We start from the raw sequence: 26,701 nt of genomic DNA on the forward strand, positions 1-26,701 counted from the left end.
CCCCCCCCGCCCCCCGCGGGGGCCGCCTGGGCCCCCCCCCCCCGGGGGGGGGGGCCCCCCCCCCCCCCCCCCCCCCCCGCGCCGGTTGACGGCACCACCACCCCACACTTCCGATCCAGAACCCTGGAGACACCCATGGCGAACATCTCCGCCGCCGACGTCAAGAAGCTCCGCGAGCTCACCGGCGCCGGCATGATGGACTGCAAGAAGGCCCTCACCGAGGCCGACGGCGACTTCGAGAAGGCCGCCGAGATCCTCCGGATCAAGGGCGGCAAGAAGATGGCCGAGCGCGCCGCCGAGCGCGAGGCGTCGGCCGGCCTGGTCGCCACCTCCGGAGGCGCCCTCGTCGAGCTGAACTGCGAGACCGACTTCGTCGCGAAGGGTGACCAGTTCATCCAGGCCGCCCAGCAGATCGCCGAGGCGGCCGATGCCGCCAAGGCCGCCGACGCGGAGGCCCTCAAGGCCGTCACGCTCGGCGACAAGACCGTCGGCGAGGTCGTCGAGGACCTCGCCGTCTCCATCGGCGAGAAGATCGAGCTCGGCCGGGTCGCCTACTTCGAGGGCCCGACCGTCGTCTACATGCACAAGCGCGCCGCCGACCTGCCGCCCGCCGTCGGCGTGCTGGTCGAGTACGACGGCGACGCCGACGCCGCGCGCGCCGCCGCGATGCAGGTCGCCGCGATGCGCCCGAAGTACCTCACGCGCGACGAGGTCCCCGCGGACGTCGTCGCCAAGGAGCGCGAGATCGCCGAGGCGACCTCCCGCGAGGAGGGCAAGCCCGAGCAGGCGATCGCCAAGATCACCGAGGGCCGGCTGAACGGCTTCTTCAAGGACGTCGTCCTGCTGGAGCAGCCCTCGGTGACGGAGAACAAGAAGAACGTCAAGACCGTGCTCGACGAGGCCGGCACCACCCTGAAGCGGTTCGCCCGTTTCGAGGTCGGCGCCTGACCCAGTAGGTTCGCACCAGACGTTGGACGACGAGGAGGCCGGTTCGATGACCCAGACATGGAGCATCGAACCGGTCTCCTCGCACGTCACCACCACCACCGACGTACGAAGGGAACTCGTGTGACCGCCTACAAGCGCGTCCTCCTCAAGCTCTCCGGGGAGGTGTTCGGCGGCGGACAGGTCGGCCTCGACCTCGACGTCATCAACGCCATCGCCAAGGAGATCGCCGACGTGGCGCGCTCGGGGGTCCAGGTCGCCATCGTCGTCGGCGGAGGCAACTTCTTCCGCGGCGCGGAGCTCCAGCAGCGCGGCATGGAGCGTGCCCGCGCGGATTACATGGGCATGCTGGGCACCGTCATGAACTGCCTGGCGCTGCAGGACCTCGTCGAGCAGCACGGCGTCGAGACCCGCGTGCAGACCGCCATCACCATGGGCCAGGTGGCCGAGCCGTACATCCCGCGCCGCGCGATCCGCCACCTGGAGAAGGGGCGCGTGGTCATCTTCGGCGCCGGCGCCGGGATGCCGTTCTTCTCCACCGACACCGTCGCGGCCCAGCGCGCGCTCGAGACCCGTTGCGAGGTCATCTTGATGGGCAAGCGGGGCGTCGACGGCGTCTACGACTCCGACCCCCACCAGAACACGGAGGCCGTGAAGTTCGACGCCCTCACCTACGACGAGTTCCTCGGGCGCGGCCTGAAGGTGGCCGACGCCACGTCGGTGAGCCTGGCCCGCGACAACAACCTCGACATGGTCTTCTTCAACCTCTCGACCCCCGGCACCATCCGCCGCGCGGTCAGCGGTGAGAAGATCGGCACCACGGTCTCGCGCGACTGAGTCGCCGGATCGTCGCAGCACCCTCCCGACCAGCTAGGAGCACCACGTGATCAACGACATCCTCAACGAGGCAGACTCGAAGATGGACAAGTCCGTCGAGGCCACCCGCGAGGAGTTCGCCGCGATCCGGGCCGGACGGGCGCAGCCCAGCATGTTCAGCAAGATCACCGTCGACTACTACGGCACCCAGACCCCGCTGCAGCAGCTGGCGTCGTTCACGGCGCCCGAGGCACGGATCATCCTGATCCAGCCGTTCGACATCGGCGCGATGCCCGCCATCGAGCGCGCGATCCGCGACTCCGACCTGGGCGTCAACCCGTCCAACGACGGGAAGATGCTGCGCTGCGTCTTCCCCGAGCTGACCGAGGAGCGCCGCAAGGAGTACATCAAGATCGCGAAGGCGAAGGCCGAGGACGGCCGGGTCGCGATCCGCAACCTGCGCCGTACCGCCAAGCAGAATCTCGAGAAGCTCGAGAAGGACGGCGAGGTCGGCAAGGACGATGTGACCGGCGCCGAGAAGCGTCTCGACGGGGCCACCAAGAAGCACACCGACGCCATCGACGAGATGCTCAAGAACAAGGAAGCCGAGCTGCTCGAGGTCTGAGGACCCGCCGCCCCCACTCCATGACCGACACCTCGCCCATGCCTGCGCCGCAGAAGGACCACGGCCGCGCCGGGCGCGACCTCAGGGCCGCCGTGGGCTCCGCGGTCGTGCTGCTCGCCGCGATCGCGCTCTCGCTGCTGTTCTGGAAGCCGGCGTTCATGGTGATCGTCGTGATCGCCGTGGTCGTGGCGATCTGGGAGCTGCGCCGGGGGCTCTCGGCCAAGGGCATCGACATCCCCGAGGAGCCGCTCATGGTGGGCGGCGCGGTCATGGTCGTGGTCGCCTACCTGTACGGCGCCCCGGCGCTGGTCACCGCCACCGCGGTCACCGCCCTCGGCACGATGCTGTGGCTGCTGCGCCGCGGCATCGACGGCTACGTCAAGAACGCGACGGCCTCGGTCTTCACGCTCGTCTACGTGCCGTTCCTCGGCTCCTTCGTGGCGCTGCTGCTGGCCGAGGGGGGGCTGGGCGGCGGCGGGCTGGACGACGATGGCGTCGCCGGCATCGTGGTGTTCATCCTGGTGACGATCTGCTCCGACACCGGCGGCTACATCGCCGGCGTGCTGTTCGGCAAGCACCCGATGGCCCCGGTGATCTCGCCCAAGAAGTCATGGGAGGGCTTCGCCGGCTCGATGGCCGCCACGGTCGGCGCCGGCATCCTGCTGGTCGTCCACCTCCTCGACGGCGACTGGTGGGTCGGCGCCTGCCTGGGCGTCATCGTCGCCGTGATGGCCACGCTGGGCGACCTGTGCGAGTCGGTCATCAAGCGCGACCTCGGCCTCAAGGACATGAGCCAGGTCGTCCCCGGCCACGGCGGCCTGATGGACCGCCTGGACTCGCTGCTCGCGACGGTCGCGCCGGTGTGGTTGCTGCTGCACTACCTGGTCTTCACGTGACCCTGCACCTCGTCCGCCACGGCCGGCCCTTGGTCGACCGCACCCGGCCCGCGGCCGAGTGGGAGCTGGACCCCGCGGGGTTCGACGACATCTGGGCGCTGCGCGAGTCCGGCCGGCTCCCCGAGGACGCGGCGTGGTTCTGCTCCCCGGAGCCGAAGGCCGTCGGCACCGCCCAGTTGCTGACCGAGGGCGACGTCGGCATCGTCGAGGACCTGCGCGAGCAGGTCCGCAACAGCACCGACTGGCTCGACGACCACGACGCCGTGGTCCGGCTGGCCTTCGCCGAGCCCGACCGGTCCGCGCACCCGGGCTGGGAGCCGCTCGCCACCTGCCGCGACCGGATCATGACCGCGGTACGGCGGATCCTCGACGTGCACACGGGCGAGGACGTCGTGCTCGTCGGCCACGGCACCGCCTGGACCCTTGCCGTCGCCGAGCTGACGGGTGCCCCGCCGGACCTGGAGCGCTGGGCCGCGCTGGCGATGCCGGACGTGCTCGCGGTGCCCCTGGCATAGTGACGCCCGACCCGGCCTGGTGCACGTCGCGACCGCCTCAAGACCGTGATCGCGCGGCGCAACACCTGAGCCGGTCCGGGCCGGCTGCGGCCCGCCGGGCGGGAGCGATGAGATGCTGGCGCCCATGACCACGCCCGTCAGCCAGATCCGTGCCCTGCCGGTCGTCGGCGGCCTGGTGCTCGGCGTGGTGGCCTGCTGGCTGTGGATCGCGGTGGCGATCATCGTGGGCTTCGGCGCCGCCTACGGCAGCGACTCCGAGGCTCCCGCGATCGTCGCGCTGGCGGTAGCCGCGGTGCCGGTCGTCGTCGGCATCGTGCTGCTGCTGCGTCCCCGCACCCGGCAGCTCGGCGCCGGCTTCCTCATGGGCGTCTCGATCGGGTTCATCGCCGGTGCCGGAGTGTGCGCCTCGATGTTCCTCCCCGGGAGCTTCTGAGCGTGTACGAGACCCTCGGGCCGGTGCCCGCCCACGAGCTCTTCGTGCTGCTCGGCGTGCTCGCCGCGGGCGGGGTGTTCGCGCTCGAGGCGCGACGCCGCGGCCACACCGACGAGCGGCTGGCCTACGTCATCCTCGGCGCCGTCGTCGGCGGGGCGGTCTTCATGCGGCTCGGCACCTGGATGCAGCACGTCGACCTGCGCGAGAACGCCTCGCTCGCCGAGCAGTGGCTCTACGGCAACCGATCGATCCTCGGCGGCCTGGTCGGCGCCTGGCTCGGCGTCCACATCGCCAAGCGGGCGGTCGGCTACCGGGCGCGCACCGGCGACCTGTTCGCCCCCGCGGTGGCCCTCGGCATGGCCGTCGGCCGCATCGGCTGCCTGCTGACCGAGGCGCCCGGCACCGCGACGGCCGGCGGCTGGGGGATCACCCTCGACGCCGCGGCCGCCGATCGCACCGGCGCCCCGGCCGGCGTCGGCCTGCACCCGTCGTTCGGCTATGAGATCGCCTTCCACCTGCTGGCCTTCGGGCTGCTGTGGCTCTGGCTGCGCCACCGCGCGCTGCCGCCGGGGGAGTCGTTCGTCTGGTACGTCGCGTCGTACGGCGTCTTCCGCTTCCTCGTCGAGCTCGTCCGCGGCAACGAGATCGCCTGGGCGGGGCTCACCCGCCCCCAGCTGTTCCTGATGGCGACGGTGCCGCTCGTGCTGCTCCGCATCGTCTACCAGGCGCGTCGTGGTGCCTACCGCGGCGCGCTCCATCCCGCACCCCGAGAGCAGGTCGACGCGTGAGCACGCAGGTCACCAGGGGACCCGGGATGCCGCTGCGCGGCGACCGGATCCACCGCTACGTCAACGCCTTCTGCCCGCTGTGCCACGAGGAGCGCCCCGACCGGCCGCTCGCCGAGGTGCGGCGCCTGTCCGGCTGGCTGGTCGAGCGTGAGGACCGGATCTGGCTCGAGCGGGGCTGCCCCGACCACGGCCTGGTCCGCACGATGTACGACGAGTCGCCCGGGATCCTGCGCTACCTCGAGGAGTGGACCGCGCCCACCAAGGTCCACGAGCCCGACCTGCGCGGCAACTTCAAGCCGGTGCCGTCGGCCTACGAGGACGGGTTGCCGGAGATGCAGACCCAGCACACCTGCATCCTGCTGGAGGACCTGCTCGACCACTGCAACCTCAAGTGCCCGACCTGCTTCGCAGAGTCGTCGCCGGCGCTCGCGTCGGTCGCGCCGCTCGAGCAGGTGCTGGCCTCGATCGACGCCCGCCTGTCCCGCGAGAACGGCCGCATCGACGTGCTCATGCTCTCGGGCGGCGAGCCGACGCTCTACCCCCAGCTCGCCGAGCTCCTCGACGCGGTGGCCGCGCGCCCCGTCGTACGCATCCTGGTCAACACCAACGGCCTGCGGGTCGCCCAGGACGACGACCTGCTCGCGCTGCTCACCCGGCACCGGGAGCGGGTCGAGGTCTACCTGCAGTACGACGGCGGCTCGGCCGAGGCGTCGACGTACCATCGCGGCGCCGACATCCGCCGCTTCAAGGAGCGCGCGATCGAGCGGCTCTCGGCGGCCGGCGTCTTCACCACGCTGACCATGACCGCGGCGCTCGGCGTCAACGACGACGAGATCGGCCACGTCCTCAAGCGCGCCCTGGACACGCCGTACGTCGGCGGCGTGACCATCCAGCCGGTGTTCGGCAGCGGCCGCTCCGGCGCGATCGACCCGATGCAGCGGCTGACCCACACCGGCGTGCTGGCCCGGCTCGAGGAGCAGACGCAGGGGGTCGTGACCTGGCGCGACCTGACCGCGCTGCCGTGCTCGCACCCGCACTGCTGCTCCGTGGGCTATCTGCTGCGCGACGACGCCGGGACCTGGAGCTCGCTCACGAAGCTGATCGGCCACGACAAGCTCAAGCAGTGGCTCGACCTCGAGCCGGACCTTCTGGCCAACCGGATCGCCGACGACACCATCCCCGACACGATGCGCCAGATCGTCAAGGGCTCGCTGCTCGACCTGCTCTCGGAGCAGTCGTCGCTCTCGCACCCGTCGATGAGCACCATCTGGCGCGACATCTGCCAGAACTGCGACCTCGGCATCGGCACCCTCACGGCGCTGGCCTCCAGCCGCCTGCCCGGACAGCACCAGCGGCTGCGCAAGATGCTGGGGGAGCGGGTCCTGCGGGTGACCGTCAAGCCGTTCATGGACATGGACACGATGATCGAGGAGCGGCTCACGCAGTGCTGCGTGCACGTCGCGACGGTCAACGAGGAGACCGGCGGGCACCAGTGCGCGCCGTTCTGCGCGGTCCAGGCCTGGGCGCCGTTGAGCCGCACCCGCCTCTCCACCGCCACCGGTGGACGCGCGTGAGCCGGGACCCCCGGCTCGTCGAGCCGCAGCGCGTCGAGCCGGACGGGCAGTCGGGACCGCCGGACCCGCTGCGGCTGTGCACCTTCGCAACGGTCGCGCTCCTCGGCTGGCTGCTGGGGCCGGTCGCGGTGGTGGTGTTCGCTGCCGTCGGCTTCGCCGGCTACTGGCGGGCCCGCCGCGCGGGGCTGCTGCGCTCGCGCTGCAAGCTCGGGGACACCCGTCTCGTCCTGGTCTACCTCGCCGCACTGGCCGCCGCGGGCGTCGTCGGGATCGTGCTCGGCTGGTGGGTGTGGTGACCCGGCTACGGCCCGACGGCGCCCTAGAGTGAGACGGTGAGCCAACAGTCCCCGCCGCCGTACGGCGGCACGCCTCCCGGGGGCTGGGGGCCGCCGGGGCCACCGAGCCCGTGGGGACCACCGCCGCCGAGGCCGCCGGGGGGGCTGCCGGTCTGGGGTCAGGTGCTGGCGGGGGGCGGCATCGGCCTGTTCGCCGGAGTCTTGCTGCTGGTCCTGGTGCTCGCGGTGGTGGCCACCCAGACCGGCTCCGCCGAGATCTCCGGCCAGACCCTCTTCTGGCTGGTGGTGCTGGTCCCGATCCTGTGCCCCGTCCCGATGCTGTTCTTCAACCCGACGCGCATGTGGGGCGTGGGCCTGATGATCGGCATCGCGGTGTCGACCATCTCGCTCGCGGGGGTCTGCGCTGCGATCATCACCGGTCTGGACGGTTCCGCATGAGCACCCAGCACCCCCTCGACGACCCCCGCGAGCCCACACCGGACGAGCCGCACGGGCATGAGGAGGAGCGTCACGAGCCGCAGGGCGACCCGCCGAGCTGGTGGCACCGCGACCACCCGACGTTCACCTCGCTCATGGGCTTCTTCACCGGCCTGGCGTTCGTCATCGTCGTGCCCGGCACGTTCGCGGCGATCCTCAGCGCGTTCTTCGACACCGGCACCGCGGAGGAGCTGTTCCCGCTCGTCCTGGTGACCCTGGTGGTGCCGATCGGCCTCGTGGTGTCGCCGCGCACCCGGCTCTTCGGGCGCTACATGCTGGTCGGGATGGTGACGACGCTGCTCGTGGTGGGCGGGGTCGCCGCGCTGGTGCTCTGGGTGCTCATCAGCCGCGAGGGCTGACGTTTTCGCCCCCTCCCGCGCCGGTGGGAGACTGGGCCCGATGTCCGAGCCGATCAAGACCCTTCCCCTGGTGTTCGACGAGCCCCGTGGGCGCAAGAAGCCCCCGCGGCACCTCGCCGACCTCACGGCCCCCGAGCGCAAGGCGCTCCTGGAGGAGAAGGGGCTGCCCGGCTTTCGCGCCAAGCAGCTCTCGACGCACTACTTCTCCCGCCTCGTCGACGATCCGGAGCAGATGACCGACCTGCCGGCCGGACAGCGCGCCGAGCTGGTCGAGGCGCTGCTGCCGACGCTGATGACGCCGCTGCGCACCATGGAGGCCGACAAGGGGACCACCCGCAAGACCCTGTGGCGGCTCTTCGACGGCGCCCTCGTCGAGTCGGTCCTGATGCGCTACCCCGGCCGGGTCACCATGTGCGTGTCGAGCCAGGCCGGCTGCGGCATGGCCTGCCCGTTCTGCGCCACCGGTCAGGGCGGCCTGCAGCGCAACATGTCGACCGCCGAGATCGTCGAGCAGGTCGTCGCCGGTGCCCGCGCGCTCGCGCGCGGCGAGGTCCCCGGGGGACCCGGCCGCGTCTCCAACGTGGTGTTCATGGGCATGGGCGAGCCCCTGGCCAACTACAAGGCGGTGATCGGCGCCGTACGCCGCCTGGTCGACCCCTCGCCCGACGGCCTGGGCATGTCCGCGCGCGGCATCACGGTCTCGACGGTGGGCCTGGTGCCGCGGATCCGGCAGCTGACCGAGGAGGGCATCCCGGTCACCCTGGCGCTGAGCCTGCACGCCCCCGACGACGAGCTGCGCAACGAGCTGGTGCCGATCAACACCCGCTTCTCGGTCGCCGAGACCGTGGAGGCCGCCTGGGACTACGCCCGAGTGACCAAGCGCCGGGTGTCGATCGAGTACGCCATGATGCGCGGCATCAACGACCAGGCCCACCGCGCCGATCTTCTCGCCGACGTGCTCAACTCCTACGGCGACTGGGGCTGGGTGCACGTGAACCTGATCCCGCTCAACCCGACTCCCGGCTCGAAGTGGACCGCCTCCGACCCCGCCGACGAGCGCGAGTTCGTACGCCGGCTCGAGGCGAAGGGCATCCCCACCACGGTCCGCGACACCCGGGGCAGTGAGATCGACGGCGCCTGCGGACAGCTGGCCGCGGTCGAGGTCTGACATGACCCTGAGCCCGGAGCGGGTCGCCGCGGCGAGCAGCGACTGGGTGTGGGTCCCCGACTCCGCGAGCGCCGTCGAGACCGCCGACTACCTGCTGGTCCGCTTCCCGGACTGGTTCGAGCATCCCGCGGCGCTCGTCCGCTTCGAGCCCACGGGCGACCCGGCGGCCACGCTCGACGAGGCGGCGGCGAAGGCCCGCGAGCTCGGCGCCGATCGGTTGATCGTGTGGGTCAAGCCCGGGACCGGCCCCGAGCTCGACAGCCTGTTCGTGGCCCGCCGTGGCGTGATCGACGAGGTCCTGGACATCCTCGCTCTCGACCTCGCGCCGGCCGCACCCGACCTCGGCACGCCCGAGCACCTCACCCTCCGCTGGACCACCGAGGCCGAGGTGGTCCGCGCCGCGGAGGAGGTCTCGGTCCAGGTGTTCGGGGGCGCCATGCCGCCCCAGGACGAGCTGGCCGCCATGCTCGAGCGGGACCGGAGGACGGTCGCGGCGGGTGGCGGTGGCATCGTCGTGGCCTACGCCGACGACCGTCCGCTCGGCTTCGGCGGCGTCAGCGTCGTCGACGGCGTGGCCCGCCTGTGGGGCGGCGCCGTGCTCGAGGAGGCCCGGGGCCGCGGCGTCTACCGTGCACTCCTCGCGGAGCGGCTTCGCTACGCCCTCGCTCAGGGCGCGACGATGGCGCTCGTCAAGGGCCGCGTCGCCACCTCCGGACCGATCCTGCGCCGCGCCGGCTTCGCGCCCTACGGGCAGGAGCGCTCCTACCTGCTGCCGCTCTGAGGCGCCGCGGCCACGGCGGCCGGCTGAGGCCCCTCGGGCAGCACGACGGCGCGCTCGGCGCGCCGCAGCCGGCCGGCGAGCCTCTGACCCCGGGCCGAGAGCGCCACGACCGCGCGCCGGCGGTCGGCGGGATCGACGCGGCGTACGACGAGCCCGTGCTCGACCAGCTTGTCCATGTGTCGGGTCATGCTGGCCGCGGGGACGACGGCCTCGGCGCCGACGTCGCTCATGCCCAGGCCCGGCGTGTCCTCGACGACGGCCAGGATCCGCCAGTGCTCCAGGCTCAGCCCGTGCTCGTCGAGGACCGGCTGGAGCCGCTCGCGCACGGCCGCCTCGGCCCGCCGCAGCTGCACGGCGATGCTGCCGGTCTGAGCAGCGGTGGCGAGGCCTTCGGTCACGGCCTGCTCCTTCGGGCTGGGGGCGACGGCGAGACGCGCGTGGCTACCTGGTGAACGGCGCCGCACCGTCGTCGGGTCACCCCTATCCTAGGCAGAGCCACTGCGATTTCCGTTGGAACGTGCGCCCGCAACGACGCCGGCCCGCCCAGCCCAGGCACCCGGAGGTCTCGTGCCCGCCCGCTCTACCGAGATGCTCTCGGTCGCCCTCGTCGTCCCGCTGCAGGGGCCCACGGGGCTCTACGGCCCGTCCTGCCTGGCCTGCGCCGAGCTCGCCGCCGAGCAGCTCAACGAGCGCGACGGCATCGCGGGACGCCAGGTGGAGCTGGTGGTGGTCGACGCCGGGCGGGAGCCCCGGGTGGTCGCCGACGAGGTCGGCAGGCTGGTGGACGAGGGGCGGGTCCAGGCGGTCGCAGGGTGGCACATCTCCGCCGTACGACAGGCGATCACGCGGCGCGTGGGCGGCCGGGTCGTCTACGCGTTCGCCGCGATGCACGAGGGTGGTGACGCCACCCCGGGCGTCTACATGATCGGTGAGCGCCCGATCAACCAGCTGCTGCCGGCGGCGCACTGGATGCGCGAGGAGCTCGCGGTGGGCCGGTGGGCGATCGTGGGCAACGACTACGTCTTCCCGCGGGTCACCGGCGCCACGGCCAGGCTCGCGCTGGCCGACACCACCTCCCAGGTCGTCAGCGAGACCTACGTGCCGCTCGGGACCAGCGACTTCGGGGCGGTGATCGAGAGTCTGTCCCGCCAGCCCGTCGACGGGGTGATGATGCTGCTGATGGGGCAGGACGCCGTCCACTTCAACCGCCAGTTCGCGCGCGCCGGGCTCTCGGCGACGCTCCCGCGGCTCAGCCCGGCCGTCGAGGAGAACACGCTGCTGGCAGGCGGCGCCGGCGCCCACGAGGGCCTGTACGCGGCCGCGGCCTACTTCGACGCGCTCGGCACTGCCGAGAGCACCGAGCTGGCGCGCGCCTACTACGCCCGCTGGGGGCGCTGGGCGCCCACCCTCAACGCGGTGGGGGAGTCCTGCTACGAGGCGCTGTACTTCCTCGCCCGCGTCGGAGAGGTCTGCGGCTCCGTCGACGTGGCGGCGGTCGCGGCGATGCCGTCCGGCCACTTCTACTCCAGTCCCCGGGGGCTGATGCGGCTCGACGGCAACCTGCTGGACCAGGACGTCTACGTCGCCGCCGCCGACGGCCTGGAGTTTCGCATCGAGCAGCAGATCGCCCGGGCTCACTGACGGGCTCACTGACCCACCGTGCTCGCGTGCGCCGCGGCCCAGGCCGCCGCCAGCTCCGCCTCGTGGGCCTGCGCGCCCAGCCGCCGCCACAGGGTGCCGTCAGCGTCCAGGTCGAAGCGGTGCTCCGTCGGACCGGCGACGGCCGGTGGCGGCCCCACCGACAGCACCGAGGAGACGACCCGGCGCCCGCCGAGCAGCCCCGCCGTCGCCGCCGGGTCGAGCCGCAGATCCTCCACCAGGACCGGTCGGCCGGCCACCGTGACGTCGGTCCGCTGTCGGATCGAGCCGGGCGCCTCGCGGTGGCGGCCGAGCACCAGCGTCTCCCGCAGGGCCAGGCGGGCGCCGGCGGACAGGTGCAGGACCGTCGTCCGGTCCACGTCGGCGCCGGCGGCCACGACGAACGGCTCCCCGGCCCAGGTGAGCACCGCCCCCGGTCCGAGCGTCACCAGCACCGACCAGGAGGCGTTGCCGCCGCGCATGTCGAAGGCCACCGTCCCGCCGGGCTCGACCAGGTCCAGCCGGGCGCCCGCGTCGACGCTGACCTCGAGCGAGATCGCGTCGCCGGCGAGGAGCAGGGCGCCCTCCGGCACCAGTGAGACGAGCGCCTGCCGGGCGTCGTGGTGCACGAGCACCGGGCGCAGCGAGGTCGCGCTGGGGTCCGAGAGGGTCACCTCCGTGCGCACTCGGCAGCGCGTGCCGTCGGGGGACGGGCTGACCCGCACCCGGGTGCGGGCGCCGCGCTCAGTGCTCGTGAGCATGCACGTGCCGCGCCATCGGGCCGGGGTCGCTCGGCACCAGCACTCCGGACGTGTGGCGCTCGCGCACCCGGTCCAACCACGCCACCAGGGACTCGACGCTGGCCGGGTCGGTCCGCGAGAGGCCGATGACCGGGCGACCGCTCCGGGCCGCCGCGGCCTCGGTCAGCATCCGGGCGACGTCCACCCCGACGTACGGCGCCAGGTCGGTCTTGTTGACCACCAGCAGGTCCGCCCGCTCGATGCCGGGACCGCCCTTGCGGGCCACGTCGCCGCCGCCGGCCACGTCGAGCACGAACACCTGGGCGTCGACCAGGGCGGGGGAGAAGGTCGCGGTGAGGTTGTCGCCACCCGACTCCAGGAGCACGACGTCGAGGTCGGGGTAGGTCTGCTCGAGCTCCTCGACCATCATCAGGTTGGCACTGATGTCGTCCCGGATCGCCGTGTGCGGGCAGGCTCCGGTCTCGACGGCGCGGATCCGGTCGGCCGCCAGGACCCCGGCCGAGCGCAGGAAGCGGGCGTCCTCGTCGGTGTAGATGTCGTTGGTGACGACGGCGAGGCTGAGCCGGTCCGACAGCTCTCGGCACAGCAGCGCGATCAGGGAGCTCTTGCCGGTGCCGACGGGTCCGCAGACCCCCAGGCGGAGCGGACGGCTCGGGTGGGTGTGCTCAGGCACGGAACAGCCTCCTCGTGGTACGAGCGTGGGCCTCTGCCCACTCCTCGATCTGGGGTGCGGCGACGGCGGGGAGGTCGGCCGGGTCCCGCACCTCGGCCACCTCCAGCGCCACGACCGCGACGTCGGTCAGGGCGTCGGCGACCCAGCCGGCGACCGTGACCGGGTCCAGGGGGACCAGCTTGAGCGCCGCGGCGCACACGGTCTGCACGTCGTCGTACGCCACCAGGTGCGCCAGCGCGGCGGCGCCGAGCCCGAGGTGTGCGGCGACGCTCCCGAGCACGGTGGCTCGTGAGGGACGCTCGATGTCGGCGAGTGGGAGCAGGGCGTCGGGCCAGAGCCGGCCGGCGAGGCGCAGGAGCGCCTGCCCCTGGTCTCGCGAGGCCGCGCGCAGCGCCGGGGAGACGGTGCGCGCGGCCCATGCCCGCTCGACGTGGACCAGGCCTGAGCCCCCGGCCAGGACGGCGTGCCGCGCGGCCACGGCGGTGCCGGCCTCCACCCGGACCACCCCTCGGAGCCGGGTGCGCACGTAGCCGGGCACCTGGTCCTCGGCGAGCCCATGGCGCAGCGCGCCCTCGAGGGTGGCCGACTGGGTGTGTCCGGCGACGGGCAGGCGCGCGTCGGCCAGCAGCAGGAGGACGAGGTCGGGATGGGTCATGGCGCTCAGAACATCGAGTAGAGCTGGGCCAGCGGCAGCTCCTGGGCCGGTGATGGCACGACCCGCTCGCCGTCCACGTCGATCGCGAAGGTCTCGGGATCGATGTCGATCCGGGGCAGGGCGGAGTTGTTGACCATCGAGGCCTTGGTGACCTCCCGCGTCGGGCGTACGGCGACCAGGCGCCGCCGCAGCCCGAGCCGGTCCGCCAGCCCGTCCTCCAGCGCCGCCGGGGACACGAAGGTCACCGCGTGCGGGCTGCCGTCGTCGACCAGGGTCGGGCGCATCAGCACCGGCTGCGGAGTGGGGATCGACGCGTTCGGGTCGCCGAGCGCCCCCCACACCAAGGCTCCGGACTTCATCACGACGTCGGGGCGGATCCCGAAGAACCGCGGGTCCCACAGCACCAGGTCGGCCATCTTGCCCGGCTCCACCGAGCCGACCTCGTGGTCGATGCCGTGGGCGATCGCCGGGTTGATCGTGTACTTGGCGACGTACCGCTTGGCCCGGGCGTTGTCCGCTGGCCCGGCTCCGAGGTCGGCGTGGTCGCCGTAGCGGTGCTTCATCACGTGGGCGACCTGCCACGTGCGGCAGACGACCTCGCCGATGCGCCCCATGGCCTGCGCGTCGGAGGACGTGATCGACAGCGCGCCGATGTCGTGCAGGAGGTCCTCGGCGGCGATGGTGGTCGCGCGGATCCGGGACTCGGCGAAGGCGAGGTCCTCGGGCACCTGCGGGTTCAGGTGGTGGCAGACCATGAGCATGTCGAGGTGCTCGGCGACGGTGTTGACCGTGTGCGGCAGCGTCGGGTTGGTCGATCCCGGGATCACGTGCGGCAGGCCCGCGACGGTGAGGATGTCGGGGGCATGCCCACCACCCGCCCCCTCGGCATGGAAGGCGTGGATCCCGCGCCCGGCGATGGCGCGGATCGTCGAGTCGACGTAGCCGGCCTCGTTGAGGCTGTCGGAGTGCAGCGCGACCTGGAGCCCGAACTCGTCGGCTGCCCGTAGGGCCGCGTCGATCGCGGCAGGGGTGGAGCCCCAGTCCTCGTGCACCTTGTAGCCGGCCGCCCCGGCCAGCGCCTGCTCCTCCAGGCTCTCCGCGCTGACGGTGTTGCCCTTGCCGAGCAGCAGCACGTTGAGCGGCACCGTGTCGAGGGCCCGGTGGACGGTGGCGAGATGCCATGCCCCCGGCGTCACGGTGGTGGCCTTGGACCCCTCGGAGGGGCCGGTGCCGCCTCCACCCACCGTGGTGATGCCCGTGGCGAGCGCCTCGACCAGCTGGGAGCGGGAGAGCAGGTGCACATGGGAGTCGATGGCGCCGGCAGTGAGGATCCGGCCCTCGCCCGACACGACGTCGGTGCCCGGACCGATCACCAGGTCCGGGTGCACGCCGTCGGCGATGTCGGGGTTGCCGGACCTGCCGAGGGCGACGATCCTCCCGGCGCGGACGCCGACGTCGGCGCGCACCACGCCCCAGTGGTCGAGGACGAGCGCGTTGGTGATGACGGTGTCGAGGGCGCCCTGTGCCGACGTGGCCGTGGACTGCGCCATCGACTCCCGGATCGACTTGCCGCCGCCGAACACGGCCTCCTCGCCACCCACCACGAGGTCCTGCTCGACCTCGACCCAGAGGTCGGTGTCGCCCAGGCGGACCTGGTCCCCGACGGTGGGACCGTAGAGGGCGGCGTACGCGGCCCGGCTGATCTCAACCATCCGACGAGCCGATCTGGATGCCGGGCACGAGCCGGCGTCCGCGCAGCGCGACGATGGCGACCTCCTGGGAGGCCCCGGGCTCGAACCGCCGGGAGGTGCCCGAGGGGATGTCCAGGCGGAAGCCGGCCGCCCGCTCGCGGTCGAGGTCGAGGGCGGAGTTCACCTGGGCCAGGTGCACGTGCGAGCCGATCTGCACCGGCCGGTCACCGGTGTTGGTCACGACCAGCCTGCGCCGCTCGTCGGGGGTGCGGTCGCCGTTCAGCACGACCGTGCCTGGTCCGGTCCTGGTCGCTCCGGGGCCGTCGGTCACGAGTCCCACGGGTTCCTCCTGTGTCGTTGCCTGGTCATGCGATGGGGTGGTGCAGCGTCACGAGCTTGCGACCGTCGGGGAACGTCGCCTCGACCTGGACGTCGACGACCATCTCGGGCACTCCGGGCATCACCCGGTCCCGGGTGAGGACGTCGCGGCCGCGCTCCATCAGCTCCGCGACGCCGGCTCCCGCCCGCGCCTCCTCGATCACCCAGCAGGCGAGCAGGGCCACGGACTCGGGGTAGTTCAGCAGGACGCCGCGAGACAGCCGGTCGCGGGCGACCATGCCGGCCACGCTGAGCAGCAGCTTCTCGGTGTCGGCGGGGGTCAGGTGCATCTCAGACCGCCATCGCCGAGCGGACCGCCTCGAGGGCACCCTCGCCACCGTCACCGGTGGACGTGATCCGGCCCGACTCCAGGACGTAGTAGCGGTCGGTGCTGCGCAGGGCGAAGCCGACGTGCTGCTCGACCAGCAGGACCGACAGGTCGCCTCGCGCGGTGAGCGCCCCGATCACGCCCTCGATCTCCTGGACGACGTTGGGCTGGATGCCCTCGGTCGGCTCGTCGAGGATCAGCAGCCGCGGCTTGGTGAGCAGCGTGCGGGCGATCGCGAGCTGCTGACGCTGGCCTCCGGAGAGCAGCCCGGCCCGGCGTGACAGCAGGGAGGAGAGGGCGGGGAACGTGTCCAGCACGCCGGCGATCTCCGACCTGGCGGTCGACACCAGCTGGAGGTTCTCCAGCGTGGTCATCTGCGGGAAGGACTGCTGGCCCTGCGGCACGTAGCCCAAGCCGCGGCGCACCCGGGCGCTGGGGCGGGTGCCGGTCACGTCCTCGCCGTCGAGGAGGACCGCGCCCGACCGCACCGGCAGCAGGCCCACGGCCACCCGCAGGAGCGTGGTCTTGCCCGCCCCGTTGTGGCCCATGATCGCCACCGCGCCGCCCGCAGGGACCTGGATCGTCACGTCGTTCAGCACCATGCTGCGGCCGTAGCCGGCGGTGATGCCCTTCAGCTCAAGCATGCTCGCCGCCCTCCGCGGTCCGGCCCAGGTAGACCTCCTGGACCCTCGGGTTCGCCTGGATCTCTGCGACCGTGCCCTCGGCGAGCACCTTGCCTGCGTGCATCACGGTCACGATGTCGGCGAAGGTGCGCACGAAGTCCATGTCGTGCTCGATGACGACGATGGTGCGCTCCGTGCCGATGTGGTGCAGGAGCTCGCCGGTCTGCTCGCGCTCCTCGGCGCTCATGCCCGCCACGGGCTCGTCGAGGAGCATCACCTTGGCGTCCTGGACCAGCAGCATCCCGATCTCCAGCCACTGCTTCTGGCCGTGGGCGAGGACGCCGGCGGGCCGGTCGCGAAGGTCGCCGAGTCCGATCGTGTCGAGCGCGTCGGCAACGTACGACGGCACGCCGCGCCGCGCCCGCACCATGCCCCACGCCGAGCGGTGCACCCCGCCGGCGATGTCGAGGTTCTGGAGGACGCTGAGCTCGTCGAAGACCGTGGCGGTCTGGAAGGTGCGGCCGATGCCGGCCCGCACGATCCGGTGGGACCGCATCGCGAGCAGATCCTTGTTGCGGTAGCGGGCCAGCCCGGTCCCGCGCACGAGACCGGTGACCGCGTCCACCAGGGTCGTCTTCCCCGCGCCGTTGGGCCCGATCAGGAAGTGGACCTGCCCCTGGAGCAGGGTGAGGTCGACGCCGTCGACCGCCTTGAACCCGTCGAAGTCGACGGTGAGGCCACGGATCTCGAGGTAGTCGACGCCGAGGGCGTCGGGGCTCAGGGTCGCGGTGCTCATGCGGCGACCTCCTTCCGGCGGTTGCTGAGGGCCGCCCACCAGCGAGGGAACAGCGAGGCGAGCCCCGCGGGGACGAACAAGATGACGACGATGAACAGCGCGCCGAGGAAGTAGGTCCACTGCTCCGGGAACGACTCCGACATGTAGGTGCGGCCGAAGCCGACGGCGAGGGCGCCGATGGCCGGCCCGAGGAGCGAGGCGCGACCGCCCAGCGCGACGCCGGCGATGAGCATGATCGACGCCAGGGCGCTCACCTCGCGCGGGTTGATCAGCCCGGCTAGCGGGACGAACATGGCGCCGCCGATGCTGGCCATCACCGCGGCCACGACGAACGCGACCACCTTGATGTTGGCCGGGTCGTGCCCGAGGAAGCGCACCCGCTCCTCGGCGTCGCGCGTCGCGAGCAGCAGCTCGCCGAAGCGGCTGCGGTACAGTTGGAAGGTGATGAGCAGCATGGCGATCAACAACACCGCGGTGATCGTGTAGATCAACCGCTTGTTGATCGGGTCGTAGAGGTTGTAGCCGAAGAACGAGTACAGCGAGTTGAGCCCGGTCTGGCCCCCGGTGTACTTGATCTGCGAGACCAGCAGCGCGGCGAACGCCACCGTCAGGGCCTGCGAGAGGATCGCGAAGTAGGCGCCCTTGATCCGCCGCTTGAAGACCGCCAGGCCCAGCAGCGCCGCGACCAGTGCGGGGATGACCACGATCGCGGCCACGGTGAACGCCCCGCTGCGGAACGGCTCCCACCACGCGGGCAGGGTGCCGGAGCCGAAGTTCATCATGAAGTCGGGCACGGCGTCCGGGCCGGCCGCCTCCAGCTTGAGGTGCATCCCCATGGCGTAGGCGCCGATGCCGAAGAAGAGCCCCTGACCCAGGACCAGCATGCCGCCGCGACCCCACGCGATCCCGATGCCGACGGCCGCGAGGGCGTAGCAGCAGTACTTGCCGAGGTTGTTGAGCCGGAAGTCGCTCAGCAGGGCCGGTGCCAGCACGAGCAGGAACACGGCGAGGACCGCGATCCCCACCAGCGGGAGGAACGGTCGGAGACGGGCGCTCATACGAGGCTCCTCGTGCGTACGGCGAACAGGCCCTGTGGTCGCAGCTGCAGGAAGACGACCACGATGAGGAAGGTCAGGACGACGGCCATGCTGCCGTCGGTGAAGTAGGTCAGGAACGAGCGCGTGATCCCGATGGCGAACGCCGCGATGACCGCGCCCTTGATCTGGCCGATGCCGCCGGCGACCACGACGAGGAACGCCCAGATGATGTACTCCGACCCCATCGTGGACTCGGTGGCCGTGATCCTGGTGACGGCCACGCCGGCGATGCCGGCGAGCCCGGAGCCGAGGAAGAAGGTCAGTCGGTCGATACGGCGGGTGGAGACCCCCACGGTCTCGGCCAGGTCGCGGCTCTGGACGGTCGCCCGGATCTGGCGCCCGAGCCTCGTGTACCTCAGCAGCGCGGCGACCCCGACCAGGCAGGCGACGGCGAGCACCAGGATGAACAGCTGGCTGAGGGGGTAGCGGTAGCCGAGGATGGGGATCTGGCCGTGCAGCCAGCTGGGCGCCTCGACCGCCACGGCCTGCGCTCCGAAGATGTCCTTGGCGAGCTGCTGGAGCACGAGGCTGACGCCGAACGTGACCAGCAGGGTGTCGAGCGGGCGGTGGTACATCCACTGGATGACCGAGGCCTCGAGCAGCACGCCGAGGAGGCCGGCGACCACGAAGGCCGCCGGGATGGCCAGCAGCAGCGAGATGTCGGCGTTCGGGACGACCTGCTGGGTGAGGTAGGCGGTGTAGGCCCCGGCCATGAGGAACTCGCCGTGGGCCATGTTGATCACGCCCATCTGCCCGAACGTGAGCGACAGCCCGAGCGCGATGAGGAGCAGGGCGGCGCCCGTCGAGGCGCCGGTGAAGAGCTGGGAGATGACGACGTCCATGTGTTGCTTGCCTTCCTGGAGGGGCGACCGGGCGGCGTCCCCGCCCCGGGCGGGGCGGGGACGCCGGTGCGACTCAGGCCGCGGTCACTCCTTCGAGGGGTCCCACCAGTCGTAACCCTCGAGGTACGGGTCCGGCTCGACGGGCTCACCGGAGGACCAGATGGTCTTGATGAGCTTGTCGGCCTGCACCTCGCCGATCAGCGCCGTCTTGGCGATGTGGTGGTTCTCGCCGTCGATCGTGACGGTGCCCTCGGGGGCGGCGAACGAGACGCCGTCCGCCGCCTCGATCACGTCGTCGACGTCGAAGGTCTCGGCCTTCTCGACCATGGCCTTGTAGAGGTACAGCGAGGTGTAGGCCGCCTCCATGGGGTCCGAGGTCACCGACTTCTCGCCGTACTTGGCCTTGAACGCCTCGACGAACGTCTTGTTCTCCGGGGAGTCGACGCTCTGGTAGTAGTTCCACGACGTCATCTGGCCGGTGAGGTCCACCGGGATGGCGGCCGCCTCCTCCTCCGCGATCGAGACCGAGACGATCGGAGCGTTCGACGCGTCGAGGCCCTTCTCGTCGTAGGCCTGGAGGAAGGCCACGTTGGAGTCGCCGTTGATGGTGTTGAAGACGACGTCGGGCTTGGTCGCCACGATCTTGTCGACCGCGGTGCCCCAGGCGCCCTGGTCGAGCGGCTGGTACTCCTCACCCACGACCTCGATGCCGTACTCGGCGGCGTACTGCTTGATGATCTTGTTGGCGGTGCGGGGGAAGACGTAGTCCGAGCCGGCCAGGAAGATCGACTCGATCTTCTTCTCCTCGCGCAGGAAGTCCAGCGCCGGGATGATCTGCTGGTTGGTGGTCGCGCCGGTGTAGAAGATGTTGCGGTCGGACTCGAGGCCCTCGTACTGCACCGGGTAGAAGAGGATCGAGTTCAGGCTCTCGAAGGCGGGCCGCATGGCCACCCGCGACGAGGACGTCCAGCCGCCGAAGACCGCGGCGACGCAGTCCTGCTGGATGAGCTTGGTCGCCTTCTCGGCGAAGACGGTCGGCTCCGAGGCGCCGTCCTCCTGCACGATCTCGATCTGCTTGCCGAGGATGCCGCCGTCGGCGTTGATCTCCTCGGCCGCCATGGTCAGCGACTTGGAGACGGTGGTCTCGCTGATCGACATCGCGCCGGACAGCGAGTTGAGGAACCCGAGCTTGACGGTGTCACCGGAGGTGTCTACGCAGCTCTCGATGCCACCGCCATCCTCTCCGGCGTCTCCGGTCTTGGAACCGCCGCACGCCGTGACGGCGAGGGCGGTGGTGATGGCTACCAGGGTGCCGGCCAGCCGGCGGGGGTGGGAAATGAGCACGGGGAACAGCCCTCTCGGTCATCGACCTGCGACGCGGCGTCGTAGGCACTGGGCCAAGGGCACGGCGGCGGGCCCTGGTGGTGAGAAACCTAGGGACGCCGGGTTTCCAATCACTACCAGATGGAATTAACTGCGTGTTACGGCGACGACCAGCTCGGTGTTGCGGTCGGAGGGTGCACCGAGGCCCACGTCCGAGCGGCCGTGCCAGTCGTTGGCGGCGATCTCGCGCGCGAGGCCGGCGAGCTGGACAGGGTCGTCGAGCCGACCGTCGTACGCCGCCGGGCCGGCGTGGTCGAGCATCGTGGTGAAGATCGACAGGGTGCCGTCGAGGTTGTCGGCGAGCTCGAGCAGTCGTGACTGCTGCGGCCAGTCGATGTGGGAGGCGGTGGTGATCTCCCACAGTCCACCGCCCCCGGACCGGTGGCGCGCAGCGATGCGGTTGCCGTGGGTGTGACCGTTGACCCAGGCGACGACCCGGTCGTGCGCCAGCAGCAGGTCCAGGACCTCGTGGCCGAGCACCCGCCGCTCCGCCTCCGGGTCGGCGCCGGGAGTCACGAAGGCGTTGTCCATCCGATCGGAGGGGTGGTGGCTGAAGACGACGACCACCCGGTCGGCGGAGCGCGCGAGCACCTCGCTCAGCCATGCGAGCTGCGCCAGGTCGAGCGAGCCGTCCTCGAAGCCGTGCGGGTTGACCGTGTCCAGGGCAACCAGAACCACCGGCCCCGGGTCCAGGACGTAGTAGGCCGTGCCCTCTCGCCGGTTGTCCTCGGTGAAGCCGTGGCCCACCGGGGTCCCGGTCGTGTGGAAGTGCTCCTCCACGATCTCGCCGCGCGCCAGCACCCGGCGGTCGGGGTCCGGCGTGACCGTGCGCGCGCCGGCGCTGCGGGTGAGCGCCGTGATGAAGCCGGTGTAGTCGCCGGACATCGCGGCCAGCGTGTCCTCCTCGCTCACGCCGGGCGGCGGGGAGACCAGCTTGCGCGAGCCGACCGCGACCGCGCCGACCGGCCCCGTGCGCGGGAAGTTCCCCTGCACCAGACCGTCGTGGTTGCCCAGGGCGGCGTACCACGGCATCGCCAGTCCCTCGGCCTGGAACGGGCGGCGCGCGGCGTCCAGCAGCCCCGGCACCCGGGGGAAGCCGTACGTCGCGTGGGCGAGATCGTCGGGCTGGTCGGTGGGGGAGCCGTCCGGATGCCAGTAGTGCGGGTCGTGGTGGTCCGGGTCGGAGTCGGCGACCCCCTCGTAGCGGCTGAGGTCACCGGAGTCGAGGCGGACCGGCCCGCCGTCGAGGAGGTCGATGTTCCAGCGGACCTCGTTGTGCTGGGAGCTGTCGGAGTTGTCGCCGGTCTGGATCGCAAGCGACAGCGGCAGCCCGGTGACCGGGCCGCGGGCGACCCGGTTGACCGCGCGCACCATCGCGTCGGCCACGTGACCGGAGAGCATCTCCTGCGGACGGTGGGCCGAGGCGAAGACCGGGTCGTCGAACCGGTCGGCCCACTCGACGCGCAGCGGGGACTGGGCGTCCACCACGTGCACGTCGCTCAGCTGCACGAGCGCCAGCAGCGGGCGGCGCTCGGCGGCGCGGTGGGGGCCGGGCTCGGCGAGGTCGGTGCGCACCACATGGGGCTCGCCCTCGCGGCGCACGATGCCGGCGTACCCGCCGCTGCCGGGGTCCCCACGCCCGAGCACCGAGGCCGCGGTGGCGGCCTCGGTGCTCCGGGGACGGGTCATGCGTGAAGCGTAGGTGCGGGCGTGGCCTCAGAGGTCGGCCGGGCGGAGCACCTTGGTGATGCCGTGGGCGATCTGCTTGTTGCCGGCGTTGATGTCGAGCAGCTCCGCGATGGCGCGGGCGTTGTTGTCGTTGTAGTCGCGATCGACGATGACGACCTCGCCCCGGCGCAGGTCGACCTTGAAGCCGATGCCTGCGGCGGTCTGGATCCGCGTGTCGGCCTTGGCGGCGGCGACGACCTTCTGGGAGTTCAGGGTCGCGCCGGGGACCACGTGGTAGAGCAGCACCGTCTCTACGGTGTCGATGCCCAGGCCGGCCACGGCCTTGAAGGCGGCCTTCTCGGTGTGCGGCCGCTTGCCGGTCAGGTCGTGGACCAGGTTGCGGAAGGCGGCGTCGGTGGGTACGAACACGGTGGCCCGCTGACGGCCCTTGGTCAGCAGCGAGACCGCGCTGTCGGGCTTGGCCTTCAGCACCGCGAGCACGGCCGCCTCGGTGACGTCGAAGTCGCCCCAGTTGCGGTCGAACCTCGTCCCGTCCGCGGCCAGCACCTTGGCCAGGCTGCGGTTGCCCTGCGCGGCCGGAGCGGCCTCGGCAGGGACGAGCATCGCGCTGCTGGTGGCCATCGCGGCGACGGCGGCGACGAGACCGGCGGCGACTCGGTTGAGCTTCCTCATGGTGTGGCTCCCTATCTGGCTGTCTGGATGTGGGAAGGGGCATCCGCCCCGAGGCGAGTACGGCGTCCACCGCACCCTCACTACGTCCTTCGTCGCCGCGCACCGACCGGATTGGCAGCTTTCCCAACCAATCTCCGTCCCCCGCTGACCCGTCAGGAACCCTCTGACGGGTCAGCGGGGGACGAGGGCGACGGCCTCGTCGACGGTGTCGACCAGGTGCACGTGGCCCTCCATGGCGCGGCCGTGGGCCAGGCGCGACAGAAGGGGCCAGGCGGGGACGGTCTGCGTCCAGTGGCGCACCCCCACGAGGACCATGGGCGCAACGGAGGTCTCGTCGGCGTAGTAGTTCTCGCAGGCGTCCTGGAAGACCTCCTGCACGGTGCCGGCCGCACCCGGCAGGAAGACGATGCCGGCATCGCAGATCTCCAGCAGGGTCGCCTCGCGGGTGGAGTTGCGGAAGTACTTCGCGATCGCCGTCGCGAACAGGTTCGCCGGCTCGTGCCCGTAGTGCCACGTCGGGATGCTGAGGCTGTCGGTGGGCTCGCCGAAGGCGTCGCACACCTCGCGCGCCGTCGCCACCCAGGCATCGACCGACGGGTGGTACGACGGCACCCTGGCCAGGATCTCCAGGGCCCGGGCCAGGTCGTCGGGGGAGCGGCGCGACAGCCGGGCGCCCAGGTTGGCCGCCTCCATCGCCCCGGGCCCGCCGCCGGTGGCGACCACGTGGCTTCCGCCCAGCCCGGCGCCCAGGCGAGCGGCGTCGGCGTACGTCGCCTCGCCGCGCACCAGCGCGTGCCCGCCCATGACCCCCACCAGCGAGCGCCCGGCGGTCCACTCCAGCAGTGCCCGGTCGACCGCGTGGTCGTGCAGCGCCCGCGCCAGCGTGCTGTCGGCGCCGGCGTCCTCCTGCGACCAGGCGTAGGCGCGGGCGTCGGTGCTGGCGGCGTACTGGGCGGCGTCGTACAGCTCGTCGGCCTCATACAGGCCGGCCCGGTAGACGTCGACGGGGACGTCGCCGATCGTGGGCAGCACCAGCGCGCCGGCGGCCTCCACCCGCCCCGCGTCCCCCGGCGCGAACGTGCAGCCGAGGAACGTCGCACCCGAGAGCCGGCAGGCAAGGAGCGCCTGGCCGTGCGCGGTGAGGTCGAGCCCGTGCAACCGCCAGCCCGAGAGCCGCCGCGCGCCCCGGCCCAGACGCCGGTCGAGATCCTCGAGCGAGTCGATACGGACGCCACGGCCTCGGGTGCGCTTCACGCCCGCGAACCTACCCGGCGGTGCGACCCTCAGAACGCGTGCGCGATGAGCTCGCCGAACAGGCTCTGTTCGTCGACGGCCAGCCCGCGGGAGCGGAACCAGCCGCACACGTTCGCGCAGTCGCGCAGGAGGAAGTCCATTCCGGCGGGGTTGGCGACGAGGTCGACCACCTGCGGCAGGTCGATGACGACCAGCCGCTCACCCGCCGCCAGGACGTTGTACGGCGAGAGGTCGCCGTGCACCACGCCCTGCTGCACCAGGAGCACGAGCGTGTCGCGGAGCTGGTCGTAGTAGGACGCGAGCAGGTCGGGGTCGGGCCGGGTCTGGGCCAGCCGGGGCGCGGTCTCGCCGTCGACGGTGACCCACTCCATGAGGATCTCCGTGCCGTCGATCTGCACCGGATAGGGGACCGGGGCGCCCAGGCGGTGCAGGCGGACCAGCGCCTGCCACTCCGCCCACGCCCACTGCCCGGCCGCGACGGAGCGCCCGAACGCGCTCTTGCGGGACAGCGCGCGGGCATCGCGGGTGTTGCGCATGCGGCGACCCTCGGTGTAGGCCGTCGAGCGGTGGAACGAGCGGTGCTCCTCGCCCCGGTAGCGCTTGGCGGCCATGACGACCGCGTGCTCCGGCTCGTGCGGGTCGGCGCGCTCCAGCAGGTACACGTCGGCCTCCTTGCCGGTCTTGAGGACGCCGAGGTCGGTGTCGACGGCGCCCTGCGAGGTCACCAGCCAGTCGGGCCGGGGCTCCGGCCCGCGGCACAGCGGCTCGACGGAGAGCCAGGTGGACCAGCGCTGGTGGGGATCCGCGAGGTCGTCGTACGCGGCGAAGTCGAAGACGAACGACGGGTCGAGCCCGTCGGTGGTGCCGGGGTCGTGCTGCTCAGGGGTGAAGTCGTCCTGGGTGGACATGGGTGGTGCTCCGATACGTCGAGAGGGGGTGGTCTGCGGACAGGCCGAGGACAGTCATGGGCATGTCAGCTCCTCTCGTCGGGCGCCGGCCCAGGCCGGCGGTGCGCGACCAGCCTGACGCGCGGCGGTGCGGGCGGGCAACTGGATAAACGACGGATCCATTAGGTTGAGCCGGTGCCGCACCCCCCTGGCCTCCGGCGGCGACCGCCTTCGGCCCTGGTCGCCGCGCTGCCCCTCCTGCTCCTGCTGCTGCTGGCCGTCCCGGTGTCCGCGAACGAGCCTGCGCCGGTGCTGGGAGCCGCTGGCATCGGCGACCCCTACTTCCCGCTCGACGGCAACGGCGGCATCGACGTGCAGTCCTACGAGGTGCATGACCGCTATGCGTTCCGCACCGAGCGGCTGTCGGGGTGGACCGTCGTCCGGCTCACTGCCACCCAGGCGCTGCGCCGCTTCAACCTGGACCTGCTGCTCACCGCGCGATCCGTCACCGTCGACGGGGCGCCGGCCGCCTTCGCCCAGCGCGATGGCCACGAGCTCGAGATCACCCCGACCGTGCCGCTCGCGGCGGGACAGACGGTGGACGTGTTGGTGCGCTACGCCGGCTCGCCCGCCGAGCTCACGTGGGGCGGCGAGTCGAACTGGCTGGCCAGCGACCGCGAGGTGCTCGCCGTCCACCAGCCGCACATGGCCGCGTGGTGGTTCCCCGCGAACGACCACCCGAGCGACAAGGCGCTGGTCGACGTCTCCATCACGGCACCCACCCGCAAGGTCGTCATCTCCAACGGCGAGCGGGTGGGGCGGGTCGTGCGCGGTGGGCTCACGATCACCCGCTGGCGCTCGGCCCAGCCCATGGCGCCCTACCTCGCCTTCTTCGCGATCGGGCCGTTCCGTGTCGAGCGCGGCACCCTCTCCGGCCGCCCGTGGCTGGTCGCGGTGTCCAAGGCGATGCCGCGCCAGCACCTGCGCCGCTCCCTGCGGCTCATGCGGCGCTCGGCCGCCGTGACCCGGTGGCTGGAGCGGCAGGTCGGCCCCTACCCGTTCGGCTCGACGGGTGGCGTGACCACCAGCCTCAACCCCGGCTTCGCTCTCGAGACCCAGGGGCGCCCGGTGTACCCGATCCTCGCCCAGGGCGGCCACTCGCTGCTGGTCCACGAGCTCGCGCACCAGTGGTTCGGCAACTCCGTGGCGCTGGAGCGGTGGGGCGACATCTGGCTCAACGAGGGGGCCGCGACCTTCCTGGAGGTCCGCTGGACCGAGTCCCGCGGAGGGCTGGAGGGGCGGCGGTGGCTGGAGCAGGCCTACGCCCGCTACTCGCGCGGCGCGCCGTTCTGGCGGGTACGCCTCAGCGACCCGGGCCCGGACCGGCTCTTCCACGAGGCGGTGTACCTGCGCGGCGCCATGACCTTCCAGGCGCTGCGCGTCCGCATCGGCGAGGACGCCTTCTGGCGGCTGCTGCGTACCTGGGTCGCCGACCACCGCGACGGCAACGCCACGTCCGCCCAGTTCGAGGCCCTCGCCGAGCAGGTCAGTGGCCAGGACCTCGGCGCGTTCTTCGATGCCTGGCTGCGCGCTCGGGTCCGGCCGGGGCGGGCGGCCGCGCACGGCTTGTAACTCAGCGTTACGACCTCTACCGCACCCTT

General features: G+C 72.1%; 31 protein-coding genes. 15 read left to right on the forward strand and 16 right to left on the reverse strand.

Features of this window, described 5'->3' with window-relative positions:
- Nucleotides 1-135 precede the first annotated feature (135 nt).
- The 13 genes from tsf (at nucleotide 136) to LRP67_RS18320 (ending at nucleotide 9,673) form a co-directional block, all read left to right on the forward strand.
- Entirely contained in the window at nucleotides 136-948 is an 813-nt protein-coding gene (tsf, locus tag LRP67_RS18260) for a translation elongation factor Ts (RefSeq protein ID WP_231271585.1), read from the forward strand.
- Nucleotides 949-1,068: 120 nt separating this feature from the next.
- Nucleotides 1,069-1,782 carry a UMP kinase gene (gene pyrH / locus LRP67_RS18265; RefSeq protein ID WP_231271586.1) on the forward strand — a complete coding sequence of 238 codons (714 nt, stop codon included), beginning with the start codon at nucleotides 1,069-1,071 and terminating at the stop codon, nucleotides 1,780-1,782.
- 49 nt (nucleotides 1,783-1,831) lie between these two features.
- Nucleotides 1,832-2,386, forward strand: coding sequence for a ribosome recycling factor (frr, locus tag LRP67_RS18270; RefSeq protein ID WP_231271627.1), 555 nt, complete (start codon nucleotides 1,832-1,834; stop codon nucleotides 2,384-2,386).
- Nucleotides 2,387-2,424: 38 nt separating this feature from the next.
- On the forward strand, nucleotides 2,425-3,282 hold the full coding sequence (locus tag LRP67_RS18275) for a phosphatidate cytidylyltransferase (RefSeq protein WP_231271587.1): 858 nt from the start codon (nucleotides 2,425-2,427) through the stop codon (nucleotides 3,280-3,282).
- Nucleotides 3,279-3,797: a histidine phosphatase family protein gene (locus LRP67_RS18280; protein WP_231271588.1), complete on the forward strand. Its 519-nt coding sequence runs from the start codon at nucleotides 3,279-3,281 to the stop codon at nucleotides 3,795-3,797. The genes LRP67_RS18275 and LRP67_RS18280 overlap by 4 nt, the downstream gene beginning before the upstream one ends.
- 124 nt (nucleotides 3,798-3,921) lie before the next feature.
- Nucleotides 3,922-4,230 carry a hypothetical protein gene (locus LRP67_RS18285; RefSeq protein WP_231271589.1) on the forward strand — a complete coding sequence of 103 codons (309 nt, stop codon included), beginning with the start codon at nucleotides 3,922-3,924 and terminating at the stop codon, nucleotides 4,228-4,230.
- A 2-nt stretch (nucleotides 4,231-4,232) separates the two neighbouring features.
- Nucleotides 4,233-5,018 carry a prolipoprotein diacylglyceryl transferase gene (locus LRP67_RS18290; RefSeq protein WP_231271590.1) on the forward strand — a complete coding sequence of 262 codons (786 nt, stop codon included), beginning with the start codon at nucleotides 4,233-4,235 and terminating at the stop codon, nucleotides 5,016-5,018.
- Nucleotides 5,015-6,592, forward strand: a complete 1,578-nt coding sequence (locus LRP67_RS18295; protein WP_231271591.1) for a radical SAM protein — start codon at nucleotides 5,015-5,017, stop codon at nucleotides 6,590-6,592. The genes LRP67_RS18290 and LRP67_RS18295 overlap by 4 nt, the downstream gene beginning before the upstream one ends.
- Complete coding sequence (locus LRP67_RS18300; protein ID WP_231271592.1) at nucleotides 6,589-6,888, forward strand: hypothetical protein; 300 nt, start codon at nucleotides 6,589-6,591, stop codon at nucleotides 6,886-6,888. The genes LRP67_RS18295 and LRP67_RS18300 overlap by 4 nt, the downstream gene beginning before the upstream one ends.
- A gap of 36 nt (nucleotides 6,889-6,924) precedes the next feature.
- Nucleotides 6,925-7,326: a hypothetical protein gene (locus LRP67_RS18305; protein WP_231271593.1), complete on the forward strand. Its 402-nt coding sequence runs from the start codon at nucleotides 6,925-6,927 to the stop codon at nucleotides 7,324-7,326.
- Entirely contained in the window at nucleotides 7,323-7,724 is a 402-nt protein-coding gene (locus LRP67_RS18310; RefSeq protein WP_231271594.1) for a hypothetical protein, read from the forward strand. The genes LRP67_RS18305 and LRP67_RS18310 overlap by 4 nt, the downstream gene beginning before the upstream one ends.
- Before the next feature lie 40 nt (nucleotides 7,725-7,764).
- A complete protein-coding gene (gene rlmN / locus LRP67_RS18315; protein WP_231271595.1) occupies nucleotides 7,765-8,892 on the forward strand; it encodes a 23S rRNA (adenine(2503)-C(2))-methyltransferase RlmN in 1,128 nt (375 codons plus the stop codon).
- Nucleotide 8,893: 1 nt separating this feature from the next.
- Nucleotides 8,894-9,673, forward strand: a complete 780-nt coding sequence (locus LRP67_RS18320; RefSeq protein WP_231271596.1) for a GNAT family N-acetyltransferase — start codon at nucleotides 8,894-8,896, stop codon at nucleotides 9,671-9,673.
- Here LRP67_RS18320 and LRP67_RS18325 read toward each other — a convergent pair.
- A complete protein-coding gene (locus tag LRP67_RS18325; RefSeq protein WP_231271597.1) occupies nucleotides 9,655-10,071 on the reverse strand; it encodes a MarR family winged helix-turn-helix transcriptional regulator in 417 nt (138 codons plus the stop codon). The two genes, LRP67_RS18320 and LRP67_RS18325, sit on opposite strands and share 19 nt — an antisense overlap.
- Nucleotides 10,072-10,240: 169 nt before the next feature.
- Here LRP67_RS18325 and LRP67_RS18330 point away from each other — a divergent pair, with 169 nt between their 5' ends.
- The gene (locus tag LRP67_RS18330; protein WP_231271598.1) at nucleotides 10,241-11,314 is read left to right on the forward strand and encodes a substrate-binding domain-containing protein; all 1,074 of its coding nucleotides are present in this window, start codon (nucleotides 10,241-10,243) and stop codon (nucleotides 11,312-11,314) included.
- A 5-nt stretch (nucleotides 11,315-11,319) separates the two neighbouring features.
- On the opposite strand, the gene LRP67_RS18335 is transcribed toward LRP67_RS18330, so the two are convergent.
- The 15 genes from LRP67_RS18335 to LRP67_RS18405 form a co-directional block, all read right to left on the reverse strand.
- Nucleotides 11,320-12,072, reverse strand: a complete 753-nt coding sequence (locus tag LRP67_RS18335; RefSeq protein WP_231271599.1) for an urease accessory protein UreD — start codon at nucleotides 12,070-12,072, stop codon at nucleotides 11,320-11,322.
- Nucleotides 12,056-12,745: an urease accessory protein UreG gene (ureG, locus tag LRP67_RS18340; protein WP_231242326.1), complete on the reverse strand. Its 690-nt coding sequence runs from the start codon at nucleotides 12,743-12,745 to the stop codon at nucleotides 12,056-12,058. Before ureG ends, LRP67_RS18335 begins: the two co-directional genes overlap by 17 nt.
- Nucleotides 12,738-13,400: an urease accessory protein UreF gene (locus LRP67_RS18345; RefSeq protein WP_231271600.1), complete on the reverse strand. Its 663-nt coding sequence runs from the start codon at nucleotides 13,398-13,400 to the stop codon at nucleotides 12,738-12,740. The genes ureG and LRP67_RS18345 overlap by 8 nt, the downstream gene beginning before the upstream one ends.
- A 5-nt stretch (nucleotides 13,401-13,405) precedes the next feature.
- Complete coding sequence (locus tag LRP67_RS18350) at nucleotides 13,406-15,112, reverse strand: urease subunit alpha (RefSeq protein ID WP_231271601.1); 1,707 nt, start codon at nucleotides 15,110-15,112, stop codon at nucleotides 13,406-13,408.
- Complete coding sequence (gene ureB, locus LRP67_RS18355; protein ID WP_231271602.1) at nucleotides 15,105-15,431, reverse strand: urease subunit beta; 327 nt, start codon at nucleotides 15,429-15,431, stop codon at nucleotides 15,105-15,107. The genes LRP67_RS18350 and ureB overlap by 8 nt, the downstream gene beginning before the upstream one ends.
- A 25-nt stretch (nucleotides 15,432-15,456) precedes the next feature.
- Nucleotides 15,457-15,759: an urease subunit gamma gene (locus LRP67_RS18360; RefSeq protein ID WP_231242330.1), complete on the reverse strand. Its 303-nt coding sequence runs from the start codon at nucleotides 15,757-15,759 to the stop codon at nucleotides 15,457-15,459.
- 1 nt (nucleotide 15,760) lies between these two features.
- Nucleotides 15,761-16,441, reverse strand: coding sequence for an ATP-binding cassette domain-containing protein (locus tag LRP67_RS18365; protein WP_231271603.1), 681 nt, complete (start codon nucleotides 16,439-16,441; stop codon nucleotides 15,761-15,763).
- The gene (gene urtD / locus LRP67_RS18370; protein ID WP_231271604.1) at nucleotides 16,434-17,216 is read right to left on the reverse strand and encodes an urea ABC transporter ATP-binding protein UrtD; all 783 of its coding nucleotides are present in this window, start codon (nucleotides 17,214-17,216) and stop codon (nucleotides 16,434-16,436) included. Before urtD ends, LRP67_RS18365 begins: the two co-directional genes overlap by 8 nt.
- Nucleotides 17,213-18,274, reverse strand: a complete 1,062-nt coding sequence (urtC, locus tag LRP67_RS18375) for an urea ABC transporter permease subunit UrtC (protein ID WP_231271605.1) — start codon at nucleotides 18,272-18,274, stop codon at nucleotides 17,213-17,215. The genes urtD and urtC overlap by 4 nt, the downstream gene beginning before the upstream one ends.
- A complete protein-coding gene (gene urtB, locus LRP67_RS18380; protein ID WP_231242334.1) occupies nucleotides 18,271-19,155 on the reverse strand; it encodes an urea ABC transporter permease subunit UrtB in 885 nt (294 codons plus the stop codon). The genes urtC and urtB overlap by 4 nt, the downstream gene beginning before the upstream one ends.
- Before the next feature lie 84 nt (nucleotides 19,156-19,239).
- On the reverse strand, nucleotides 19,240-20,499 hold the full coding sequence (gene urtA, locus LRP67_RS18385; RefSeq protein ID WP_231271606.1) for an urea ABC transporter substrate-binding protein: 1,260 nt from the start codon (nucleotides 20,497-20,499) through the stop codon (nucleotides 19,240-19,242).
- A 126-nt stretch (nucleotides 20,500-20,625) separates the two neighbouring features.
- Complete coding sequence (locus LRP67_RS18390; protein ID WP_231271607.1) at nucleotides 20,626-22,227, reverse strand: TIGR03767 family metallophosphoesterase; 1,602 nt, start codon at nucleotides 22,225-22,227, stop codon at nucleotides 20,626-20,628.
- 27 nt (nucleotides 22,228-22,254) lie between these two features.
- The gene (locus LRP67_RS18395) at nucleotides 22,255-22,899 is read right to left on the reverse strand and encodes a fasciclin domain-containing protein (protein ID WP_231271608.1); all 645 of its coding nucleotides are present in this window, start codon (nucleotides 22,897-22,899) and stop codon (nucleotides 22,255-22,257) included.
- A 171-nt stretch (nucleotides 22,900-23,070) separates the two neighbouring features.
- Nucleotides 23,071-24,153: an LOG family protein gene (locus LRP67_RS18400; RefSeq protein WP_231271609.1), complete on the reverse strand. Its 1,083-nt coding sequence runs from the start codon at nucleotides 24,151-24,153 to the stop codon at nucleotides 23,071-23,073.
- Nucleotides 24,154-24,182: 29 nt separating this feature from the next.
- Nucleotides 24,183-25,061 (reverse strand): serine protein kinase RIO, encoded by an 879-nt coding sequence (locus LRP67_RS18405; RefSeq protein WP_231271610.1) that lies wholly within the window; start codon nucleotides 25,059-25,061, stop codon nucleotides 24,183-24,185.
- A gap of 174 nt (nucleotides 25,062-25,235) precedes the next feature.
- Between LRP67_RS18405 and LRP67_RS18410 the strand changes: the two genes are divergently transcribed.
- Nucleotides 25,236-26,672, forward strand: coding sequence for a M1 family metallopeptidase (locus LRP67_RS18410; RefSeq protein WP_231271611.1), 1,437 nt, complete (start codon nucleotides 25,236-25,238; stop codon nucleotides 26,670-26,672).
- The last annotated feature ends 29 nt before the right edge of the window (nucleotides 26,673-26,701 follow it).

Source organism: Nocardioides sp. cx-169 (assembly GCF_021083605.1).
GTDB lineage: Bacteria > Actinomycetota > Actinomycetes > Propionibacteriales > Nocardioidaceae > Nocardioides.

Bases quoted from the DNA above. Each gene is read 5' to 3' on its own strand.
- LRP67_RS18390 (WP_231271607.1), bottom strand. From the start codon at position 22,227: ATGACCCGTCCCCGGAGCACCGAGGCCGCCACCGCGGCCTCGGTGCTC.
- urtB (WP_231242334.1), bottom strand. From the start codon at position 19,155: ATGGACGTCGTCATCTCCCAGCTCTTCACCGGCGCCTCGACGGGCGCC.
- LRP67_RS18360 (WP_231242330.1), bottom strand. From the start codon at position 15,759: ATGCACCTGACCCCCGCCGACACCGAGAAGCTGCTGCTCAGCGTGGCC.
- LRP67_RS18365 (WP_231271603.1), bottom strand. From the start codon at position 16,441: ATGCTTGAGCTGAAGGGCATCACCGCCGGCTACGGCCGCAGCATGGTG.
- LRP67_RS18275 (WP_231271587.1), top strand. From the start codon at position 2,425: ATGCCTGCGCCGCAGAAGGACCACGGCCGCGCCGGGCGCGACCTCAGG.
- LRP67_RS18395 (WP_231271608.1), bottom strand. From the start codon at position 22,899: ATGAGGAAGCTCAACCGAGTCGCCGCCGGTCTCGTCGCCGCCGTCGCC.
- LRP67_RS18310 (WP_231271594.1), top strand. From the start codon at position 7,323: ATGAGCACCCAGCACCCCCTCGACGACCCCCGCGAGCCCACACCGGAC.
- tsf (WP_231271585.1), top strand. From the start codon at position 136: ATGGCGAACATCTCCGCCGCCGACGTCAAGAAGCTCCGCGAGCTCACC.
- LRP67_RS18345 (WP_231271600.1), bottom strand. From the start codon at position 13,400: ATGACCCATCCCGACCTCGTCCTCCTGCTGCTGGCCGACGCGCGCCTG.
- LRP67_RS18350 (WP_231271601.1), bottom strand. From the start codon at position 15,112: ATGGTTGAGATCAGCCGGGCCGCGTACGCCGCCCTCTACGGTCCCACC.
- LRP67_RS18285 (WP_231271589.1), top strand. From the start codon at position 3,922: ATGACCACGCCCGTCAGCCAGATCCGTGCCCTGCCGGTCGTCGGCGGC.
- LRP67_RS18320 (WP_231271596.1), top strand. From the start codon at position 8,894: ATGACCCTGAGCCCGGAGCGGGTCGCCGCGGCGAGCAGCGACTGGGTG.
- rlmN (WP_231271595.1), top strand. From the start codon at position 7,765: ATGTCCGAGCCGATCAAGACCCTTCCCCTGGTGTTCGACGAGCCCCGT.
- LRP67_RS18335 (WP_231271599.1), bottom strand. From the start codon at position 12,072: ATGCTCACGAGCACTGAGCGCGGCGCCCGCACCCGGGTGCGGGTCAGC.
- urtC (WP_231271605.1), bottom strand. From the start codon at position 18,274: ATGAGCGCCCGTCTCCGACCGTTCCTCCCGCTGGTGGGGATCGCGGTC.
- urtD (WP_231271604.1), bottom strand. From the start codon at position 17,216: ATGAGCACCGCGACCCTGAGCCCCGACGCCCTCGGCGTCGACTACCTC.
- LRP67_RS18405 (WP_231271610.1), bottom strand. From the start codon at position 25,061: ATGTCCACCCAGGACGACTTCACCCCTGAGCAGCACGACCCCGGCACC.